The organism is Gemmatimonadaceae bacterium (assembly GCA_020852815.1).
Taxonomy (GTDB): domain Bacteria; phylum Gemmatimonadota; class Gemmatimonadetes; order Gemmatimonadales; family Gemmatimonadaceae; genus SCN-70-22.
Genome location: JADZAN010000033.1, coordinates 30,998 through 53,203 on the forward strand (window position 1 = coordinate 30,998; position 22,206 = coordinate 53,203).

Consider the following 22,206-nt stretch of genomic DNA (forward strand, 5'->3'; position numbering starts at 1 on the left):
CTCCGCGCCGGCGGGCCTCACGACGAACCGCCCGCCTCGTCGCCCGCCAGTGCGGCGAGGACGTAACCCGCGCCACGCCGCGTATGGATCAACGCCGACGTTCCGTCGTCTAGCTTCTTGCGCAGTCGATTGATGTACACCTCGAGCGCGTTGGTGAAGGGATCGTGATTCTCGTCCCAGACGTGCTCCACCAACTCGGCGCGCCCGATGACGCGCCCCGCATGGCGCGCGAGGTATTCCAGCAGCACGTACTCCTTGGTGGTGAGCGGGAGGACGCGCCCCGCGCGCTGGGCGCGTTGCGCCGCAAGGTCGACCACGAGGTCGCCCACCGTGATGACCTGCGGCGCCAGCTCGGGCATGCGGCGCAACAGCGCCCGGATGCGCGCATGCAGCTCCGACAGGTCGAATGGCTTCGTGAGGTAGTCGTCGGCGCCGGCGTCGAGCCCGGCCACGCGATCGGTCACGGCGTCGCGTGCCGTGAGCATGAGGATCGGGACGCGCAGGCCGCGGCGGCGCAGCTCGGCACACACCTCGAAGCCATTGCGCCGCGGCAGCTGCACGTCGAGCACGATGACATCGTAGGGATTCACCGCGGCCTGCACGATCCCGCTCTCACCGTCGGTGGCGTGATCCACCGCGTATCGCTGTTCGCGCAAAGAACGCACAAGCAGGTCGGCGAGGCGTGCGTCGTCTTCTACCAGCAGCAGTCGCATGGGACGGTGGGAACCTGTAACGCTCCATTAAGCCCGCCATTCCTACCCTACACGCGGCACGACGAACCGATCCTCGTCGTCCGCGGCGCCGGTACGGCGTCGCCACCGACAACATAGCGGGAGACTCCGATGCGAGCACGCAACTTCCTCGGCACCACGGCTGCCATCCTCCTCTCGGCAACCGCCCTCACGGCTCAGGCGACGCCGAAGCCCGCGCACAAGGCCGCAGCGGTGACTGCTGCAAAGGCGACGGACAGCACCAAGAAGGCGGTTTCCGCCACCGACTCGACTCACAAGAAGGCCCGCAAGCACGCGACCGCGGCCAAGAAGCCGTAACCCGAGCCGCCGAGCGATGCCCCGTATTGCGAGTGCACCGGCCCGCACGGCGGTGCCACTCGCGAGCGGTGGAGCGTTACCATGACGCCGCGTCACGCGATCGCGCGCATCGCCGTGCCATTGCTCCTGGCGGCCAGTGCCGCGCTCGCCTCGTGCCGTCCTGGACGCGCCGAGCCGGTGGCCGAGTTTCCTTCGACCACGCAGGGTGCGCGACTGGCGTTCGTCTTCACCGGCGACGATGGTGCCACCGCCGCCATTCGCGAGTTGGCGCGGCGACTGGCGCGCGCCGGCATTCCCAGTGTCGTGGTGGCGAGTGATGACACCCCCGACTCCCCTCGCGCCACCGGTGACGAGATCGACCGACTCGTCAGGCAGCACCTGTCGGAGTGGGATCGCGACCGGCTGCTCCTCATCGGGGCGGCGCGCGGCGCCGGGATGCTGCCGTTCGTGGCCAACCGCATGGGACGCGACCTGCGTGACCGCGTGGACGCGATTGTCCTCGTCGATGTCCCGGAGCGTGTCTCGTTCCGCCGCGAGTGGAAGCGACCGTGGCGCGCCGATCCGAGTCCCACCGACCTCCCTATCCTCCCCGAACTCGAGCGCATGCGGGGGATCCCGCTGCTCTGCCTCTACGAGCGCGGCGACCGCGATGCGTTCTGTCCGTCGCTCGACCCGGCGCTCGTCAAGCGCGATGTCGCCCCGCACAGCGTCTCCTGGGACGATGACGGTGGCGAACTTGCACGGCGCGTGTTGTCATTCGCGCGCTGACTAAGGGTCAACGCGATCACTTGCGCCTGACGCCGTCGCTTACCGGGGGTGGCGTGACGGAGTAGCTTTGCCGCGCCCTTCACCCCAAGCCTCGTACATGCTCACCTTGTTCGCGTATGGCATGGTCCTGGTCTTCATGACCTTGATCATGACCAGGCGCATGGCCCCACTCACCGCGCTCATCCTTGTCCCCATCGCCTTTGGCCTGCTGGCGGGTCACCGGGGCGAGCTTGGGGCCATGATGCTCGACGGCGTGAGCAAGCTGGCGCCTACCGGGATCATGCTCACCTTCGCGATCCTCTTCTTCGCGATCATGATCGACGCCGGGCTGTTCCAGCCCTTCGTGGACTTCATCGTGCAGCGCGTGCATGGTGACCCGATGAAGGTCGTGGTGGGGACGGCCTTGTTGGCGCTGGTGGTCTCGCTCGATGGCGACGGGTCGACAACCTACATGATCGTCACCGCGGCGATGCTTCCGCTGTATCGCCAACTGGGCATCAGACCGGTCATCCTCTGTTGCGTGACCATGACGGCGAGCGGAGTGATGAACATCATCCCCTGGGGTGGCCCCACCGCGCGGGCGGCGACGGCGCTTGCCATCGATTCGTCGGAGATCTTCCGCCCGATGGTGCCGGCGATGGCGATCGCCGCGGCGTGGCTGCTCTATGTGGCGTATCGACTGGGGGTGGGTGAGCGGTTGCGGCTGGCGGCGATGGATGCCGCGGGCTCACGGGCCATCGCGACTGCCACCGGCGACGTTGCTGCTGACGACTCGATCCTCGGCGAGTCCCACGCGCGAGCGGACGACCGCATCGCCACCGGTGGGCGGTACGGCGTCAATGCCGTGCTCACCCTTGCCCTGCTGGTGGGGCTGGTCGCCGGCGTCCTGCCGCTTCCCATCCTGTTCATGGTAGGCTTCGCCATCGCGCTCATGGTGAACTTTCCGTCGGTAGCGAGCCAGAAGGCCTTCCTGGCGCGACACGCCGCCAACGTCGTCGCCGTGTCGGGCCTCATCTTCGCGGCCGGCATCTTCACCGGGATCCTTTCCGGGACCAGGATGGTCGACGCCATGGCCGCAAGCGTCATCGCCATCGTCCCTCCATCGTTGGGGCCATTCCTCGCCGTGGTGACCGGGATCGTCAGCATCCCGTTCACCTTCTTCATCTCCAACGACGCGTTCTACTATGGCGTCCTCCCCATCCTGGCCAAGGCGGCGAGTGCCTACGGCATCTCGGCCGCCGAGATGGGGCGGGCGTCCATCATTGGGCAGCCGGTGCACCTCCTGAGCCCGCTCGTGCCGTCCACGTACCTGTTGGTGGGGCTGGCCGGGGTGGAGTTCGGGGACCACCAGCGGTACACGCTCAAGTGGGCGACGCTGACGTCGGTGGTCTTGCTGGTGGCGGGGATCGCCCTCACTGTCATTCCATTGATCGCTCGCGCCTGACGAGGGCGACGACCCGCGCACTTCACACTCCACTCTTCACGCACCATGCCTCACGATGCAGGCGACGTGCTCACCGTCGCCGCCGTGCAGATGGCCCCCGTCTGGCTCGACCGCGAACGGACCATTGCCAAGGTCGTCGCGCGCCTGCACGAGGCGGCGAGCGCCGGCGCGACGCTCGTCACCTTCGGCGAGGCGCTCGTCCCCGGCTACCCATTCTGGATCGAGCATACCGATGGCGCGCGTTTCGAGTCGCGGGTGCAGAAGGTCTTTCACGCGCACTACCTCGACCAGGCCGTGCAGGTCGAGGCCGGGCACCTGGTGCCGGTGTGCGAAGCCGCGGCTGCGTTAGGCACCGCGGTCATCCTCGGCATCATGGAGCGCCCGTCGGACCGCGGCGGGCATAGCGTCTACGCGTCGCTTGTGTACATCGACCGCGCCGGTCGTGTGCAGGCGGTGCATCGCAAGCTCATGCCCACGTACGAGGAGCGCCTGAGCTGGTCGCCTGGCGACGGACACGGGCTGCGCACGCACCGACTCGGCGCCTTCACCGTGGGCGCGCTGAACTGCTGGGAGAACTGGATGCCGCTGGCCCGCACGGCGCTCTACGCGCAGGGTGAGGACCTGCACGTCGCCATTTGGCCCGGCGGAATGCACAACACCCCCGACATCACGCGATGGATCGCGCGCGAGTCGCGATCGTTCGTCATCTCCACGTGTGGCGTCCTGCGGCGGAGCGACATTCCCGATGGCCTTCCGCAGGGTGAACTGCTGCGCTCGTCGCTCCCCGACGTCATCGCCAACGGCGGGTCGTGCATCGCCGCGCCAGACGGGTCGTGGGTTGCGGCACCCCTCCCCGAGGAAGAGCGGGTGATCGTGGCCACGCTCGACCATGCGCGCGTGCGCGAGGAGCGGCAGAACTTCGACCCCGTGGGGCACTACGCGCGCCCCGACGTCCTGCGGCTCGAGGTAAACCGCGAGCGGCAGGGGACGGCCCGGTTCAGGGAAGGGGCGGGCGACGCGTCGTGACGGTATTGGCCGGCCACGGGGAGTGAAACGACCATGCCCACGGTCGAGCCCGCTGGCGAGCGTCCCTAACTGCTAACGACCGAGGGCGCTCGCAGGGACGGGGCGTATCACTCGGGAGATACGCTGCCGGCGTCTAGCGGCCCGAAGTGCAGTGCCACAAGATCCACTCGACTTCACGAGGTGGATGTGGGACGTGGAAGCTACGGGCGACGGGATGGTTGCTGGTCGATACGTCATCGAGCGGGAGGTCGGTCGCGGCGGGTCGGCGACGGTCTACCTGGCGCGTGACGTTCAGTCTGGCGCCCAGGTTGCCCTCAAGCTCCTGCACGAGGAGTTCTCCGGGTCACGCGCAGCGGAGCGCTTCACGCAGGAAGTCCGCCTCCTCAGGGAGTTCTCCCATCCCAGCATCCTGACCGTCCTGGATTCCGGCGAATGGAGCGGACGTCCCTTCTACGTCATGCGCTACGTGGAGGGCGAGTCGCTGCAGGAGCGGCTTCGGCGCGAACGTCGCTTGCCGTTCGAGGAGGTGGTGCGCATTGGCCGCCGGCTGTGCGAGGCGTTAGGCTATGCGCACGCTCGGAAGGTCGTGCATCGCGACGTAAAGCCGGCCAACGTGATGCTGTCGGGCGAGGATGTGTACCTGACGGACTTCGGCATCGCCAAGGCACTGGAGCCGCAATCGGGTCAGCTGCACAGCACCACTGGGGTCGCGCGCGGGACGCGGGCGTACATGAGTCCCGAGCAGGCGATGGCCGACCGCGACCTGGACCACCGGAGCGACATCTTCAGCCTGGGGTGTGTGCTCTACGAGATGATGGCGGGGCAGAACCCGTTCCACAGCGCCGACGAGTCGCGGATGCTGATGCGGCGGGTGACGGATGTGCCGGATCCGTTGTCCAGGCATCGCGATGGGGTACCGGCGGGGTTGGAAGCGGTGGTGATGAAGGCGTTGGTGCGGGAGCCGGCGGATCGGTGGCGTGATGTGGGGGAGATGGGGAGGGAGTTGGGGGGGAGCCTGGATCTCGGGAGGGCGGACCATAGGCGTGGGCGGCGTCGAATTGCGGCTTTCGCAGCGGTCGTGACGGTGGTGCTGTCGGTGGCGGCGATGTTCAAGCCGACGATGCGCGATGCTGCAGCGTCGTGCGCACTGGCGTCATTGGATGCGGTGTCGAAGCCGCGAATCGTCGTTGTACCCTTGACGCCCGACTTGGCGGGCGCGGCGCGACGATCAGAGGCGGACCTGCAGGCGCCGGTACTCGCGGCAATGCGGTGGCGCGATGCCGACGTCCATGCTGGCCCGGGGACGGCAGGAGTACTGCGCGATACACAAGCTGCCGTGTGCGCCGCGAGCAGGGCCAACTCGGAGATGCTCATCGCCGCCAGCACGAGCGCAACGGCGAGTGCCGAGTCGGTGAGTCTGCAAGTACGCGTGGTGTCACAAGGGGTGGACGTTCGAAGCGCGCGTGTAGTTTCGCGGGCGAGTGTGAGTTCAGCCGGTACGTGGACCGCGCTGATTCGAGCCGCGCTTCGGACAGCCGGGCCTCCATCGCGATACCCCGGCACGGACTCCGCCGAAACGTCGTTCTCGGCGTGGAGGGAGTGCTGGCGCGGCTGGTCCCTGCTCAATGCGGGAAGCATTGACTCGGCGATGCGACGGTTCAAGTCGTCGGGGGACCTGGACCCGAGCTACAGTTGCGCAGCGCTCGGCATCGCCATAGGCGAGCAGCTGCGTGCCGCAGCTCCCGAGGAGTCGCGTCGAACGGCGGTCCGAGCCCTTGCTCTCGATTGGCCATGGTCGCCGACCGAGCGCGCCATCTTGCGCGCCGCACTCGACCGTTCCGAGTCGCGATTTGGTGAGGCATGCGACCGCCTTCGGACGTCAGCGCTGCGGCAACCGAGTGATCACTTGCTCCTGACGGTGCTGTCCGACTGCCTGCGTGACGATTCCACGGTCGGGCGGCGGCCGAACGGCACGCTGGCGTTTCAGTCCAGCCGAATGGAGGCGCTGCGAACGCTGCTGCGTGCGAGCGAGAACGCTCCGGTTGGATTCGACCACGTCATTCTCACGCGGCTCGCGACAGTGGCTCCAACCGCGCCGACCGTTCGATGGGGATGGACGCCTGCCACTCCACGTGCGCGATATGCCGCGTATCCGGCATGGATGGCCGATTCGTTCGCGTATGAGCCTAAACCGCGCGAGCACGTCATCGCGTCGAGAAGGGACATGGTACCGGCGTCGCTCGGACTCGCGCTTGGAGAAGGCAAGCGACTGCGCATCGCGACTGCCGAGCGTTGGGTACGTCATGCGCCGTCCAATGGGGAAGCGCATCTGGAGTACGCCGCAGCGCTGGAGCTGGTGGGACGACTCCTCCCGGGATCAGCGGGCTCGAGGAGTGCCATGCAGGAGCTGGCGATGGCAGCCGAAGCCACTGAGTCGAAAGTGCCGCCGCTCCGTCTGTTGGAGAATCGCGTGCGCCTCTTGCTCAAGGCCGGTCGACTCGAGGAGCTCACCACGACGGTCGACTCGGCACTCGCTCGGCTCGACGTGGCGGATTCGAATCAGTTGCGCGTGATCGGTCCGCTGGCGCTCATGACCGGACGCGTGCAGATGGCGTTACCGATTGTGCGGGCGACGACTGCGCTGGACTTGGAGATCCCGCTCTCGGACGCTGCGGTGTCGGAGTTGGCCGAGTACTCCGTGCGGTCCGCCATCGGGTGTTGCAAGGTGCGGCTGGACTCATTGGAGGCGGCGTTGCGGCGCCGGCTTCGTGTCGAGCTGGATGCAACCACTCGCAAGCTGTGGGAAGACCGCCTGTTGTGGCGCGGCCTGTCGCAGGCGGCGAGCTGCCGAGGATGGTCGAGCGTCCTGCGCGCAGTGGGGGCAAACGACCGGGAGCTACAGATTCAGCAGTTGTTGGCTCGTGGCAGGCGCGAAGCCGCACGGCGCGCGCTCGACGAGCTCGGCGAGGAGCGGGCGCGCTTCGGGACTGGTGACATCGCGGTCGACTACGTGCTCCAGGATGCGCAGGTCGCGTTGGCACTCGGAGACACGGTGTTGGCGAGACGTCGTGTTGGCGGGTGGCTGGCGGCGCTTCCCGTGAGCGGAGCATTGGAGCTCCGGGAGCTTTCACAGGCGGCGTCGATCATTCCGCTCTTGATGCTGGCGGATGAACTGGGCGCACCCCTTCCGGAACCATGGCGGGAGTTTCGCCGGCCTGGCGAGGCGCTGAACACACTGCTTGGGCGCGCTGATGTGAAGGTTCTCGACATTGCGCGCAGCGACAGACCCCTCGAGAACCTGTGCCGGCTGCAATCACCTTCAGCAAGGGGGACCTGATGGGAGAGCGATATCACGACACGACTGTCCCGATCGAGAACGCAATGCGTCGCGCGCTCGTACTTGTAGCGTTGTGCATGGGATGCGGCAGCGGAAAGGACTCACAGCCAGGGGCGCGATTGTCGCCCGACAGCGCCTCGCCAGCGGTGGCGCCAACAACGCCCCCGCCGTCCATCGACGAGATCACCTTGAGGCAACCACTCAAGGACTACACCGCGGACAGCCTCTGGCGCGACTTCGGTCCGGAACAGACGGGGGGCCCTCCCTATGCGCGCGAGAGCAGTTCGCTCTTCCGATGGTGCGCGGGTAACAAGCGCTGCGACTTCAAGGTCAGGGCAACAGAGGCATCCCGAGTGGTCACGCTTGATTCCGTACCAGCCAACGGCGTGGTCATGGCGTTCTACAGACCGACCTCGTCGAATGATGACGAGTCGATGTACCGCATGCAGCGCAACGTACGGGGGTACTTTCTCGTGATCACTCCTGGGGCTGGAGGCAGCGCGAAGTGGCAGTTGGTCGGGGTGAGGACAAATGGCAAAAAGCATATTCTCCCTGCAGAAGGCACGTTCGGAGAGTTCAAGTCGTGCGACCACCGGTACAGGCCGGATTCTTCCGCTGCCGGCTTCGAGTCGTGTGAGAGGAAGCAGGAGCTGCACGAGCTGGCACAGAAGAACGGCACCAGCTTCGGTGCCGAACTCGAGGCGTATCGTGCGACGCTGATGCAGAAGCTCGAAGACGCGGAACGGAAGCAGGACGCGAACTTGATGAAGACGCTCGTGGGTGGGCCGTACGACTTTGCCTGGACGTCCTGCGCCGCCGGCTGTTGCCGCGCGACGCCCCTGTGATGCTTCGGCACGATGCAGTCGGCTGGAGCTGAGACGGCGCACCCTGGGTTCACCATGCCCCACCTCTCCATCCTCCGCCCCACCACCCTCACCCACCTCGACCCCGCGGCTGCGTCAGACCTTCTGGCGCAGCCGCGCCCCGCGTCGCTCCTCATCTACCTCGCCGCCGCACACCCCGGCGCCTTCCTCCGCCGCGACCACCTCGTCACGCTCTTCTGGCCGGAATCGGGGCAGGAACAGGCACGCACAAACCTCCGGAAGCTCCTCCATATCATCCGGCGCACGTTAGGCGAGGAGTCGATCGAGACGCGTGGAGACGAGGAGGTGCGCCTGCGCCCCGACGCACTGACCTGCGACCTGGTCGAATTCGAGGACGACTATCGCGCCCGGCGCTTCGCACGCGCCCTGGAACGGCTCGGCAACACACAACCGTCCGACTGGATCGCGGTCACTGGCTCGTCCGTGCTCGAGGACTGGGCCGCCGCCACGCGCATGCGCGTGGCCGATACGGCGTCGGCCGCCGCGTGGTCCATGGCGCAGCTCTCGGAGTCTGGCGCCGATCTCACGGAAGCCGGTCGCTGGGCGCGCCGAGCTGCCGACTTCGCCCCCGAGGACGAACGGCGGCTGCGCCGCGTGATGGAGTTGCTCGAGCGCATTGGCGAAACCGCGGGCGCGCTACGCCTCTACGAGCGCTTCGAGCAACGACTCGCCCGCGACCTCGACGCCCTCCCGGCTGGCGACACCCGCGCACTCGCACAGCGCCTGCGCCAGCGCTAGCTCGCGCGGCGCCGAGCGGGCGCCAAACGGCGTGACTGCGACGCTCGGTCGAGCGCGCCCTCCGCGCCCGGACCGCCGCGCATCGCTGACGAAACGCCAACGGAACGCTGGATGAACGTAGACCCCACGCACCTGCCCGCGTGTGGGAACGGTCACGGCACATCCGCTCGCGAACGTACGCTCGCAGTGCATCGACGAGCGCGCCCGCCCCTGCACTGGTCAACACGGCGCGCACGCACACTCGGAGCTGAACAATGTCCCCTTTCGCGAGTGGCCGGATTGCGCGAAACGCCTGGGCGTTCTCGCTGACGCTAGTGCTCGCTGCCTGCTGCGACATCACCGGCAGCTGCAGCGAGGTCTGCGAGGAAAGCACACAGCTGCTGACCAACAGCTTCAACACCTACACGGTGACGGGAGCCCCCGTCGCCACGTTCAGCCTCAGTCAGCACCATCGATCGGCGTCCGCAAGCTGCGGCGATGCGAGTGGCGGCGCCGTCACCCTGAGCGTCACCGGCATCGCCCCGGTTCCGCTGCGGTTCGAGTTCCAGGTGCAAGGCGTGGGGGCCACGGGGTTGGTCGTGTGGAACCATGCGGGGAGCGTCCCGCGCCTTGCACCTGGCCAGACGCTCGATCTCGGCCAGGTGGCTCGAACGCCGGTGCGCGTCGACGTCGGCGCGCGCGCCCTGCTCAGCAACATCGCCAGCGTGCCGTGAACGAGTGCGCTCGATCAACGACCCGAACGGAGGACTCCTGATGCGTACCCACGGCCCTCGGTGGACGACGCGCCTTGCCGGCGCCGCGTTCGCCGCACTCATTCTCCTGAACGCCTGCGGAACCGATCCCGTCACGCCGCAAGGCGGCGACGACGGACGCAACGTCCCTCGTGTCAATTCGGTCGTCGTCTCCCCGGCAGCGCCATCGCTGCGCGTTGGCGAGAGCACCGTGCTCTCGGCCGAGGTGCGCGATCAGAACGGAGCGTCGATGGCCGGCCAGGCAGTGGCATGGACCAGCGGGTCGGCCTCGATCGCCACAGTAAGCGGAAACGGAACGACGGCAACGGTGACCGCAATCTCGGCGGGCAGCGCCCTTGTCCTCGCCTCGGTCGGAGGCGTCTCCGGGAGTGCGACGGTGTCGGTTGCCGCGCCGCCGCAGCAGGCGCCCGTCGCCCTCGTCCGCTGCGCGCCCGCGAGTGTCACGATCCCGGTTGGGCAGACGGTCGCGTTGCAGTCGACGGCGTTCGATGCGGCCGGCAACATCATCGCAGGTCGCCCCGTCAGCTGGTCCGCCACGCCAACGAGCGTCGCGACCGTGACCGCCACCGGAGTGGTGACCGGCGTCTCGGCGGGTACAGCCCAGATCACGACAATCGTCGAGGGGCAATCATCGGCGTGCATCGTCACGGTGACTTCCGTGACGAGCCAGGTGACGCTCGTCGTCACCAACCAGCTCATCGCCACCGTCCAGATCCTCGTGAACGGCGCGCCAGTCGGGACCGTCCCCGCACAGTCCACGCGCCAGACCACCGTTGCCTCCACGGCAAGCATGGACGTGACCTTCGAAGTGATCGAGCCACGTCTCGGGACGCGCGTGCTGGGCGACCGGATGAGCGGACGCTGGACGCTCACCGCACCTACCGGGACGGTGAACCTGAACGTCGACAACCTCGTGGGCAGTCAGTGGTACTTCGCGCCACTCGTCAACAACCTCACGGGAACCTCACTGCTGATGGCCGTCAACTTCGGCCTACAGGCAGAGAACAGATGCCAGTGCGTGGTGCCACCGGGCGGACAACGAGTGTTCCTGGGGTACTATCGCCTGTATTCCAACTCGGTCTTGCATGCGTTCAGGGATGGATCGAGCTACACCGGCCCGTATTGGTACTTCTACGACTTTGGCAACGCCATCGCGCGCGGATCCGGCGTGCGCGAGTTCACGTTCAACGTCGCCCCGTGAAGAGGAGGAGGAAGATGAACAGACGATTGGCGGTGCCGGGGCTGGTGCTCCTGGCAACCTTCGGAACCCGGCCGTCCATGCTTCACTCCCAGGGGACACAGGGAGCGGCGCATCTGGAGCACCAACGCGCAGGACTCGCCCGAGACTCCCTGGTTCTGCTGCACAACCGCGTGATCGCCTACCTTGCCGAACGTGAGGCGTTCGAGCAAGCAGTTGCCTCGCGCAACGAACGCGATGACGGCGCATATCGTCGCCGTGCGTTGCGGGTGCTCGAACTCGGACGAGAGCTTCGCCGCATGTCACTCGAGGAGCGTGGTTATCGCGAGGCTCTTCGAAACTTCGCCGACGAAGCCCGCGCGCTGGACTCTCTTACGCCCCAGCCTGGGACGCGAGCAGCATTCGCGCGTCACGACGTCGGCGTCACGGCGCTCGCGTTGACGCCCCCGTTTCCGGGTGCGCTCTCACCGAACGTTGCCTTCACGCTTGGGATCGTGTCGCCACCGTGCAGCCGGTGCGGCGCAGGCGTGGAGCTGGGGACGAATCTCGCCGGCGCGGCACTCGGCGCCGCCGTCGGCGCACTTGGCGCGCCGGCAGGACTCAAGGAGTACTTCGAGAAGAACATCGCGCTGGGGCTCACGCTGGGGACGCGCAAGACGTCGCGCATCACGAGCGCCGTGTCGGTAGGTCTGGGGAGCGTGGACGTCCTCTCGCGCGCCCTGTGGCCCATGCTCGGCGTCGAGCAGTTCGACAGTAGCGATGCCCGGCTCCCGGCTGACGTGCGTGCGCGAGACCCGGCCCAGGGCACGTGGAGCGTTCCGCAGCTCGGTGTAGGTCTAACGTGGTACAGCAAGGCAGAAGTGAAGAAGCGATTGCAGGAGAACAAGCCGGTCCCCATCCTCTCGCTTGGCGTGCGGCTCCCCCAGTACTACCCGGGGAGCGCGTCCGCAGCGCTTGGCGCGTTGTTCAACGGCAACGAGCACAAGTATGCTGGTGTCGGATCGGCGCGCATCTTCGCGTCGCTCACGATTCCGCTCTTTCGGGTTGACGGGAGCTGAGCCGCGTTCAGGGAGCGGCGGCCGCTTTGCCGGGCCGCCGCTGCCCGGAACGCCACTCATTCATGTCCGGCCCCTCTCCCGCCTAACGCACCTTTCCGAACCGGATGTCCCGGCTCCGCTCATCGATGTTCACCACCAACCCGTTCACCTTCCCCTTCCCATCCCGCACGAACTGCACGGACCGCACGAAGAACGCGCTTCCGCCGAACTCCTCTCCCCACCGCCGCGTGAGCGTCAGCACGCCATGTCGCCGGTTGCGCATCACGAGCGCGCCATCCTTCACCTCGACGGCATACGTCGCCTGCAGCTCGTCGCTCACATAATCCCCCACGTAGTCGGCCAGGGCTCGCGCCGCTGGTTCACGGTCGCTCATGCGCGGTGAGAAGCGCCCACGATAGACGAGCCCAGTCACCATGCCGCTGGCATCGCGCCGGAACACCATCGACGCGCCGTAGTTGGCGACGAACAGCTCGCTGTCGGAGCGCGCCACGGTTTGTGCCACCTCCTCGCCGCTTGCCTGCACGGTGAGCGCCCCGCCGGCACGGCGGACGGTCGCGTACCACGCCGGGCCCAGGCGATACGTCCCCGGGTACGCGGCGAGCGCCTCTTCCGTCAGCTGCACCACGGGCCGCGTGACGGCGGCTGGCACGGGGGCGAGCTGGTCGCCAAGGAGGATATCGGTCACCAATTGCGCCGATCGCGTGGGATTCACCTGCGGCGCGTTGGCCAGCACCACGACGCCGAAGCGTTGCTGCGGGATGTGCATGACGTAGGTGGCGAAGCCGGCCCATGACCCGGTGTGCGCAATGGTGGCCGCGCCGCGATACTCGCCGTGCGAGAGGCCGAAGGCGTACGGAATCGTCGACCCGTCGTTGAGCACACCGCGCGTGCGCGTGAGCGCCATGGCCTGCGCCCCGCCCACGCGCATGGAGTCGAAGTTGATGACCCAGCGCGCCAGGTCCTCGACGGTGCTCATGAGCGAGCTGGAGCCGAGTGCGGTGAGGTTGTTGGTGACGGCATGCCACCGCCCGTCGGCTCCGCGCGTGTAGCCCAGCGCCCGGTCGGGGATCACGACCGTATGATCGTCGCGGAAAACGGTGCGCGTCATCCCTAACGGCTGAAAGAGATTCGCGTCGGTCCACGCCCGGAATGACTGCCCAGTCACCCGCTGCACCGACTCGGCCAGGAGATTGTAGCCCGTGTTGGAGTAGGTGTACTCGCTCCCCGGGACGAAGTTGAGCGAGCGCTGATGGTACGCCATCGTCAGGATCTGCTGGAAGGAGATGACGTCGTCAAAGCTCCAACCGGCGAGCCCCAGCGATCCGGGCCAGTCGCGCATCCCGCTGGTGTGGTGCACCAGGTGATTGATGGTGATCGGCTGTCCGATGTTAGACATCTCGGGGATGTAGCGCCGGATGTCGTCGTCGAGGCGGATCTTTCCTTCGCCGACGAGCATGGCGATCGCCAGCCCCGCGAACTGCTTGGAGACGGAGGCGACGTCGAAGACGGTGGACGGCGTGATGGCCACCCGGTGCTCGAGGTCGGCCATGCCGTACCCCTTGGCGAAGATCGTGCGTCCATCGCGCACCACGGCGATGGCGAGCCCAGGCGCATCGGTGCGGCTGTATGGCGTGAAGAGCGAGTCGATGCGCGCGACGGTGGCGCGCGGAAGCTCCTGCGCCGGCGCGCGCGTCGCGAGCAGCAAGGTGGCGCCGACGGCAAGCGCGACGACGCAGCGGGGCGCGCGGAGGTTGGAGGGCGTGTGGCGTTGGGGGGACATGGGAGCTCTGGGGACGAGGCGGGTCTATCGCGACCGATCCACGATCGCGCGCCCCTCGTTATGTCCCCGCACCGTGCCACGCGCAAGGCCGCGCGCGGGCGACGCGCGAGGCCATGGAACGCGCGTCGCGTACGGCCGGAGCGCCTCCGGGCAGCGGAACCGCGTGGGAAGGCGTAGCTTCTGCAACCCGAATGGATCCCACGAGCCTGCCGCCATGTCCATCGCCCCGCGCAGCCGTTGTGTCGTGATGCCCCGATTGCCCGGTGTTCACCCGCTCGTCGCAATCGCGACGAGCCTAGCGGCAGCGACCGCCGCACTCGCCCTTCCGGCGCGTGCACAGGCGCAACGCCGCCCGCTTGCGCGCGGTGTCCCCGCAACGCGCGTCACGCCTGCCATCGACACGATTCACGGCGTCGCCGTGGAAGACCGCTTTCGATGGTTGGAGTCGCAAACTGCCCCCGACGTGCTGGCCTGGATCGACGCGCAGTACCGGTATGCGCTACAGGTGCTCGGCCCCGAGACCGCTCTCCGCCGTGCACTGGGCGCGCGCCTTCGCGATCTGCTCGACGTGCCGACTTCGTCGCCGCCGCGCCGGGGCGGTGACTTCGAGTACTTCACGCTGCGGCGGAAAGGGGAAGAGGTAGCGGCCATCTATCGTCGTCGCTGGTCGCCCACCGCCGGTCGCTTCGAACCCGATTCGCAGTACGAGCGCGTGATCAACCCGCTCGACCTGCGCGCCGATGGAACTACGAGCGTGGGGATCGAGGGGCTGTCGCCCGATGGGTCGCTCCTGATGTACTCGGTGCGCGACGGCGGCCCCGACGAGACCACGGTGAAGATCCGCGACCTGCGGAGTGGCAAGGATCTCCCGGACTCGCTCCCCCGCGCGCTGTACGGGGCGCTCTCCTTTGCGCCTGACGGACAGGGGTTCTACTATGTCCATCGCTCGCGCTACGAGGGGCCGCGCTTTCGCTATCACGGCCTCGGGCAATCGCCGGGACGCGACTCGCTTATCTTCGGCGACTTCATCCTCCCCACGCACTTCCTCGCCGTCACCTCCGCGCTCAAGGGGCGCTATCGCATCTACACCATCTCGGCCGGCTGGGCGCGCAACGATATCGTCCTCGAGGACACGCAGACGGGGACGCGCACCTCGCTCACCGAGGGGACCAATGCGCACTTCACCCCGCAGGTGGTCGACGACGAACTCTGGCTCCGCACCGATCTCGACGCCCCGCGCGGGAAGCTGGTGGCGGTCGATCTCGCCAATCCGAGTCGCTCGGCGTGGCGCACCGTGATTCCCGAGGGAGACGACGTCCTCGACGCTTTCACGCTGATCGAGGGGAAACTCTACGTTACCTACCTGCGGAATGCTAGCCATCGTATCGCCGTCTTTTCTCGCAATGGCGCACCGGCGGGCGACGTTGCAGTCCCCGCCAACGCGACCGTTTCCATCCGTGGCGGCGACAAGGGGAAGGCGCTCCTCACCATCGCCTCGTTCACACAGCCGGGTATCACGTACGCGCTCGACCTTGCCACCGGCTCGCGTACCGTGTACGAGGCGAGCAAGGTCCCCTTCGATACCGCGGCCTTCGAGGTGGCGCAGCACTGGTATCGCTCCAAGGACGGGACGCGCGCCCCGCTCTGGGTGGTGCAGAAGCGTGGCCACGTTCGCAGTCGCAACACGCCGGCGCTCCTCCATGGCTACGGCGGCTTTGCCGTCAACCTCGGCCCCCGCTTCGACGCGCGAGCCGCGCTCTGGGTGGAACGTGGCGGGATCTACGTGCAGGCGACGCTGCGCGGCGGCAACGAGTTTGGCGAGGCGTGGCACAAGGGCGGGATGCTCGCCAACAAGCAGAATGTCTTCGACGACTTCACGAGTGCCGCGCAGTTCCTGGTGGACAGCAGCTTCACCTCGCCCGAGCGGCTCGCCATTCGGGGCGTGAGCAACGGCGGGCTCCTGATGGGGGCGGCGCTCACGCAACGTCCGGATCTCTTTGCCGCCGCCTTCGTCGGCGTCCCCGACCTGGACCTGGTACGCTTCCCCTGGTTTGTCACTCAGAACAACGCGCCGGCGCTCCTCGAGTACGGCGATGCACGCGTGCCCGCGGAGTTCGAGGCGCTGCGCCGCTTCTCCCCATACCAGAACGTGCGCGATGGGGTGAAGTACCCCGCCATCATGGTGCAGACCGGGATCAACGACACGCGCGTCCCGCCGTGGCAAGCGCGGCGCTTCGCGGCGCGCCTGCAGGAAGCAACGGCATCGGGAAAGCCGGTCATCCTCCTCCACGACTTGCGCTCCGGCCACGCCGGCGGACGATCGATGAGCGGGAACGTGGAGCTGGCGACGCGTGAGATGGAGTTCCTGCTGCGGCACGTTGGCGCGCTGCGCTGAGTCCTGCTTCTTCGTTCGACATCCTTCCAGCACGAACCGACCATGTCCCCCTGCACACGAATGCTCCGCACGCCGCAGGCACTGTGCTTCGTCGTTGCCTTCCTCGCGGCATTGGCCTCCACGCACACTGTGGGCGCCCAGGATCTCTCCACCCTCCCGTGGCGTCACATCGGCCCCGCATCCTTCGGCGGGCGCATCGACGACGTCGAGGCCGTACCCGGGAAGCCTTCGACCGTCTTTGTCGGGACGGCGGGGGGCGGCGTCTTTCGCAGCACCAACAACGGGACGACGTGGACGCCGGTCTTCGACCGCGACGGTCGCTCGACCTCCATCGGCGACATCGCCATCGCGCCCAGTGACCCGGGAATCGTCTGGGTCGGCACCGGCGAGCCCAACAATCGGCAGAGCACCACGTGGGGTGACGGGATCTACCGTTCGCTCGACGGCGGCGACACGTGGACCCACATGGGGCTCAGGGAGACGCAGCACATCGGGCGCGTCGTGATCCACCCGCGCAACGCGAACATCGTCTTCGTTGCGGCTGTCGGACGGCTGTTTGGCGCCAGCGACGAACGCGGCGTCTACCGCACGACGGACGGTGGGCAGAGCTGGAAGAAGGTCCTAGCGGGCAACAACGTCACCGGCGCCATCGACGTCGCCCTCGATCCCGACGGACGGACGGTGTACGCCGCGATGTATCAGCGACAGCGCCGCGGCTTCGGCTTTGTAGGGGGAGGGCCGGGGAGCGGGCTCTATCGCTCGCGCGACGGCGGCGACTCGTGGGAACCGCTCACCAACGGGCTTCCCGTGGGCGTGAAGGGGCGCATCGGGATCGCCATCGCGCCGAGCCAGCCCAACACCGTCTACGCCATCATCGAGGCCAAGGTCGGCGGCGTCTTCCGGTCGGATGACAAGGGGAATACGTGGACGCGGCAGTCGTCGCTCAACCCGCGCCCCATGTACTACTCGCAGATTCGCGTCGATCCGCAGCATCCCGACCGCGTCTGGGTGCTGGGCACCGAGCTGCACAAGTCGATCGATGGCGGGAAGACCTTCACCACGGAGAAGACCGGAGAGCGCATCCACGTCGACCACCACGCGCTCTGGCTCGATCCCGCCGATGGCAACCACATGATGTTGGGGAACGATGGCGGGTTGTACTTCACCTACGATGGCACCCGCACCTGGGACTTCATCGACAACCTCCCCATCGGGCAGTTCTACGATATCGACGTCGACGATCGCGACCCGTACTACGTCTACGGCGGGGCGCAGGACAACGGGACGTGGGGCGTTCCGGTGCGCACGTGGAATGGCGTGGGGATCACCAACGCCGACGTGGTCAACATTGCGTACGGCGACGGTTTCTTCACCGTGACCGATCCTGCCGACCCGCGCTACATCTACGCCAATTCGCAAGGCGGGCGCGCCTATCGCGTGCACCTGGCGACGCGCGAGGAGCGCGGCATTCGCCCCGTACCCCCCGACGCGAAGGAGACGTATCGCTTCAACTGGAGCACGCCCATGCTCCGCTCTCCGCATGATCCGCGCACCGTGTACTACGGCGGGAACAAGCTCTTTCGCACGCGCGACGGCGGACAGTCGTGGGACGTTGTCTCGCCCGACCTCACCCGGGCGCTCGACTGGAAGACGCTCCCCATCATGGGGATTACCCGCGACTCCACCACGCTGTCGCGCGACGACGGCGTGAGCGACTACGGGACCCTCACCTCGATCAGCGAGTCCCCCGCGGCGCGCGGCACGCTCCTCGTGGGTACCGACGATGGCAACGTGCAGCTGACGACTGATGGCGGGACGACGTGGACCAACATCACGTCGCGCTTCCGCCTGGCCGCGCCGCGCTGGGTGAGCAAGGTCCTCTGGTCGCAGCACGACGCGCGCACGGCCTACGTCACCTTCGACGGGCACTACGACGACGACATGTCGCCGATGGTGTATCGCACCACAGACGGCGGTGCCACGTGGCTCTCTGTTGCGGGCGACCTTCCGGCGGGGCACTCCATCAAGACCATCGCCGAGCATCCGGGCAACCGCGATGTGGTCTTCGCGGGGACCGAGTTCGGGCTGTACGTCACCTTCGATGGCGGAAAGTCGTGGAAGCACGCCGGCGGTTCGCTCCCACGCGTGCGCATCGACGACATCGCCATCCACCAGAAGCACCGTGACCTCCTGCTGGGCACGCACGGGCGCAGCTTCATTGTCCTCGACGACATCGCCCTCTTCGACAAGGGGGCGCCGACGGTTGCGGCGGGCGAGACGCAGCTCTATCCCATTCGTCCCTCGATGCAGCGCTTCATCACGCGTGTCCTCCCCACGCCGGGGGCGCGCAACTTCCAGGCGCCCAACCCGCCGTCGGGGGCAATCCTCACCTATGCGTTAGGCGCGCAGGCGTCGGCGGGCGACACCGTCGCCACCTTCACGGTCACCGACGCCAGCGGGGCAGTGGTGCGCACCATCAAGGCGGACGCCACGCCCGGCATTCATCGCACGGGCTGGGACCTGCACCGCGATCGTGCGCCTGGCGTGAGCGACAGCGACGAAGGGTGGTTCGGGGCGCCGACCGGGGCGTGGGTCGTCCCCGGGCGCTACACCGTGACGCTCGCCGCGCGCGGGAAGCGTGTGTCGCAGCCGGTCGACGTCCTGGCCGACACGCGCCTGGAGATTGCCAGCGGTGCGCTTGACGCGCGTGCCGCCGCCTCGGCGACGCTCTCCACGCTGCAGGGTGCGTTCAACGACGGCGTGGAGTTGCACAAGAAGATGGTCGCCGAGCGTGAGCGGTTGGAGAAGGCACTCGCCGGGAATGCGGTAAAGCGCGACTCGCTGGCGACGCTGATGGGGCAGGTGAAGCAGCGGCTCGACTCGTTAGGGCGCCGCTTCGGTGCCGGCTTCGGCGGTCCCAAGTTCGGCTTCCTCGACCTGGACGGCGCCATGCAGGCGTCGAGCACGGGGCCCACGGTGGCGCAGGGGCGCACCATCGAGCAACTCGGTGCGCAACTCAAGGTCGATCTCACGTCGCTGAACGCGCTGCTCGCCGGTGCGTTTGCCGAGCTGCAGCGGAAGGCGGAGGGGGCGGGGGTGGTGCTGGCGCCGGCGAGGGTGCCGCAGGAGTAAAGTGGAGCAGGGGGAGGGTGTTTTCCCATTGCGTCTTCGCGTCTCGGTCACGAAGCTAGAGGGAGTTGGTGCACTCGGGAACGGTGGACGGAGCGTGTCGCGGATGGGAGACGTTCGGGGGCGCAGGCGAACCTGGTGTTGGGCGCTGCCGGTGGCGCTCGCCCTTGTGGCGGGCGCGTGCAGTGACACCGGTGCGCCCTCGCCGCTGCGCCCGATTCGCCTCCTGCCTAACGTTGCGCTCGAGGGATCGGTCCGGGCAAATGATACCGCGCGCTACTACTTCCAGGGTGCGGCGGACGTGCCCTTCACCATCGCAGTGACTGCGCTGCGCAGCACGGTCGCCCTCATCGTGCGCGATTCGTCCGGGCAGGAGCTGGTCCCGCGTGTTCTGGCGACGACGAGCGCTCCAGAGAAGGTGACCGGTACGACGTGGTTGATCGAGCGCAGTACGGCGGCGCGGTACGACATCCTGCTGATCGGTGACGGTCGCTTCTCGTTGCGCGTGTTCGAGGGGACGCCTGAGCATGCGCCGGCGGAACTCGTCCCCGGGACCACGATCGACGAGGCGATAGACGTTCCCAACGATGTCGATGTCTTCACCTTCCGCGGGACGCCGGGCGACCTCTTCATCTTCTACGTACGAGGGCTCGATCCTTCCGGCGGGAAGCAGCTCGAGGCGCAAGTCGTCTCCCTGCCGATGTACCCCGACAATCTTTTCGCCGTCTCGTACGGCAACGATCCGGAACTCGAGACGCAGTTCTCCCGGACGTTCGTCGTTCCCGACGACAAGCCGATCACCCTTCGCGTGTCCGGCAGCTATGTCGGACAGTACCAGTTGCTCGTCAGGCGCATCGATCGCCGTCCCGAAGTGGCGGCTCCCGTGGCGGTCGAGAATCACATCACGCTGACAGAGCGCCTCGACTACGTCGGCGACATCGACGACTTCCGCATCACCGGCACGCCGGGGGCGATGTACAACGTCTTCTTCCGTCTGGCGAACGGTCACCCGGCGCAGGTGGCGTCTGCTCATTTCGTTCCCGACGACACCAGCGCCATCGAACGTGTCGTGCGAAGCATGGGATCCGACACCTCGTGGCGGGACCGTTCGACCGGTCGCGTGACGCTTGACGCGAGCGGGCGCGCCACCGTCTCGGTGATCCCGGAAGGAGTGACACGCGGGGCGTACGAGCTCTACGTCTACCGCGTCGATCCCCGGCCGGAACAGGGCAAGGAAACACTCGCGCCATCGGACAGCGTCACGCAGGAGACGATCGAGCTCCCCGGCGACCGCGACGACTATGATATCGACCTCGACGCCGGCGACACGCTGATCGTTACCTTTGCCGCCCCGCTCCCGTCCACGGTGGCCGTCATCGAGGTGACGCTGCTTGCGCCTGACGGAACGATCATGGCGCGCGAGACGGCCTACGACAACGTCCCCATCCTCCTGCGACTGCGGGCGGGAACGAGCGGGCGCTATCGCGCGCGCGTCGATAACGTGTTCGGAGTCGGGCGCGAATACCTCGGGACGTACACGCTCGCCACGCATCGCTTCAGTGGCGCCCCCGAGTCGGGGAGCGGGCGACTCGCGTGGGATGAGGAAGTCGTCGAGGCGCTCGAACCGGCGGGCGACGAGGATCATTACGAACTCGATGTGGTACCGGGCGAAGCCTTCGAGCTCTTTCTCGCCACCGTCGATCTTGGCGCCGGCGAGTGGTTCATCGCTGAGCTTGGCAAGTATCCCGACGCCGGCGGCCTTGCCTACCTCCTGCCGGGGGATCGACAGTATGCGGGATCGCGGCGGCTTCTCGTGCGCGAACCGGGACGCTATCGCGTGTGGGTGCACGCTGGGGTGCAGGGGGACGTGCTCACACCGCGAGGGCGCTATCGCCTCACGATCCGCCGCCTGCCCATGACCCCTGAGCGGGTGAGCGCGATCCTCGCGCCGGGCGACGTGGTGACCCGCGAATGGGTCGACTACCCGGGCGACATCGATCAGTTCACGGTGCGGGGCACCCCCGGGGGTTATGTACGTGCTACCCTCGCCGTTCGCCCACCGGGCGGAAGGGTCGACATGGAGGTCCTCGATCCGCCCACCTTAAACGTCCTGACCGCGACGAGCAGTGTCGGCTATCGCCCGGCCTTGGGACGCCTGCGAATCCCTCCGTCCGGGATGCTCCAGCTACAGCTGCTCGAACCTCAGCGTGCGGCGCCCTTCACCGTTGTCGCGCCGTATACGCTTGCAGTGCCCAACATTGACGCGCGCCCCGAGCATTCGCCCGCCGTCATCGCGATCGGCGACACCATCAGAACGGAATCGCTGGAGGACGGACTCGATCTCGACGAATTCGCCGTAACGGCGACCGCGGGGAGCACGCTCGCTGTGGTCATCGACACGCCGGACGGTGTGCCGCGCCCCGGCTTGTACATCGAGGCGATCGATCCGCGAACCGACACCATTCTCGGCGAGGTTTCGTGCTATCAGCCGTCGCGGTTCTTCGGCCAGTCGCGCACCCTCGATTTCACGATCCCGACGACCGGGTCGTACATCATTCGCATACGCAAGCTCGAGGAGTACGACGACGGACCCTGGCGCTACACGTTTGCGGTCGTGCGCCCTTGAGCGGGAAGTCCGCCCTTTCCCG

General features: G+C 67.5%; 15 protein-coding genes. 13 read left to right on the forward strand and 2 right to left on the reverse strand.

Annotated features, from left to right (window positions below; all coding sequences use genetic code 11):
• Nucleotides 1–17: 17 nt before the first annotated feature.
• Nucleotides 18–713: a response regulator transcription factor gene (locus tag IT359_17070; protein ID MCC6930704.1), complete on the reverse strand. Its 696-nt coding sequence runs from the start codon at nucleotides 711–713 to the stop codon at nucleotides 18–20.
• Between the two features lie 129 nt (nucleotides 714–842).
• Between IT359_17070 and IT359_17075 the strand changes: the two genes are divergently transcribed.
• The 10 genes from IT359_17075 to IT359_17120 all read left to right on the forward strand — a co-directional run bounded on the left by IT359_17075 (nucleotide 843) and on the right by IT359_17120 (nucleotide 12,254).
• Entirely contained in the window at nucleotides 843–1,049 is a 207-nt protein-coding gene (locus tag IT359_17075; GenBank protein ID MCC6930705.1) for a hypothetical protein, read from the forward strand.
• An 81-nt stretch (nucleotides 1,050–1,130) separates the two neighbouring features.
• Nucleotides 1,131–1,817 carry a hypothetical protein gene (locus IT359_17080; GenBank protein ID MCC6930706.1) on the forward strand — a complete coding sequence of 229 codons (687 nt, stop codon included), beginning with the start codon at nucleotides 1,131–1,133 and terminating at the stop codon, nucleotides 1,815–1,817.
• Between the two features lie 97 nt (nucleotides 1,818–1,914).
• The gene (locus IT359_17085) at nucleotides 1,915–3,261 is read left to right on the forward strand and encodes a hypothetical protein (GenBank protein MCC6930707.1); all 1,347 of its coding nucleotides are present in this window, start codon (nucleotides 1,915–1,917) and stop codon (nucleotides 3,259–3,261) included.
• Between the two features lie 45 nt (nucleotides 3,262–3,306).
• A complete protein-coding gene (locus tag IT359_17090; GenBank protein MCC6930708.1) occupies nucleotides 3,307–4,287 on the forward strand; it encodes a carbon-nitrogen hydrolase family protein in 981 nt (326 codons plus the stop codon).
• A 193-nt stretch (nucleotides 4,288–4,480) separates the two neighbouring features.
• Nucleotides 4,481–7,624, forward strand: coding sequence for a serine/threonine protein kinase (locus tag IT359_17095; protein ID MCC6930709.1), 3,144 nt, complete (start codon nucleotides 4,481–4,483; stop codon nucleotides 7,622–7,624).
• 119 nt (nucleotides 7,625–7,743) lie between these two features.
• Entirely contained in the window at nucleotides 7,744–8,469 is a 726-nt protein-coding gene (locus IT359_17100; GenBank protein MCC6930710.1) for a hypothetical protein, read from the forward strand.
• A gap of 54 nt (nucleotides 8,470–8,523) precedes the next feature.
• Entirely contained in the window at nucleotides 8,524–9,246 is a 723-nt protein-coding gene (locus IT359_17105; GenBank protein MCC6930711.1) for a hypothetical protein, read from the forward strand.
• Between the two features lie 254 nt (nucleotides 9,247–9,500).
• Entirely contained in the window at nucleotides 9,501–9,959 is a 459-nt protein-coding gene (locus tag IT359_17110) for a hypothetical protein (GenBank protein MCC6930712.1), read from the forward strand.
• 40 nt (nucleotides 9,960–9,999) lie between these two features.
• Complete coding sequence (locus IT359_17115; GenBank protein ID MCC6930713.1) at nucleotides 10,000–11,199, forward strand: Ig-like domain-containing protein; 1,200 nt, start codon at nucleotides 10,000–10,002, stop codon at nucleotides 11,197–11,199.
• A 491-nt stretch (nucleotides 11,200–11,690) separates the two neighbouring features.
• Nucleotides 11,691–12,254, forward strand: coding sequence for a hypothetical protein (locus IT359_17120; protein ID MCC6930714.1), 564 nt, complete (start codon nucleotides 11,691–11,693; stop codon nucleotides 12,252–12,254).
• A gap of 82 nt (nucleotides 12,255–12,336) precedes the next feature.
• Here the strand turns inward: IT359_17120 and IT359_17125 are convergent, their stop codons facing one another.
• Nucleotides 12,337–14,034, reverse strand: coding sequence for a serine hydrolase (locus tag IT359_17125; GenBank protein ID MCC6930715.1), 1,698 nt, complete (start codon nucleotides 14,032–14,034; stop codon nucleotides 12,337–12,339).
• Between the two features lie 214 nt (nucleotides 14,035–14,248).
• On the opposite strand from IT359_17125, the gene IT359_17130 reads away from it, so the two are divergent.
• The 3 genes from IT359_17130 to IT359_17140 all read left to right on the forward strand — a co-directional run bounded on the left by IT359_17130 (nucleotide 14,249) and on the right by IT359_17140 (nucleotide 22,184).
• On the forward strand, nucleotides 14,249–16,429 hold the full coding sequence (locus IT359_17130; protein MCC6930716.1) for a S9 family peptidase: 2,181 nt from the start codon (nucleotides 14,249–14,251) through the stop codon (nucleotides 16,427–16,429).
• Nucleotides 16,430–16,471: 42 nt separating this feature from the next.
• A complete protein-coding gene (locus tag IT359_17135; protein MCC6930717.1) occupies nucleotides 16,472–19,561 on the forward strand; it encodes a hypothetical protein in 3,090 nt (1,029 codons plus the stop codon).
• A gap of 151 nt (nucleotides 19,562–19,712) precedes the next feature.
• The gene (locus IT359_17140; protein MCC6930718.1) at nucleotides 19,713–22,184 is read left to right on the forward strand and encodes a hypothetical protein; all 2,472 of its coding nucleotides are present in this window, start codon (nucleotides 19,713–19,715) and stop codon (nucleotides 22,182–22,184) included.
• The last annotated feature ends 22 nt before the right edge of the window (nucleotides 22,185–22,206 follow it).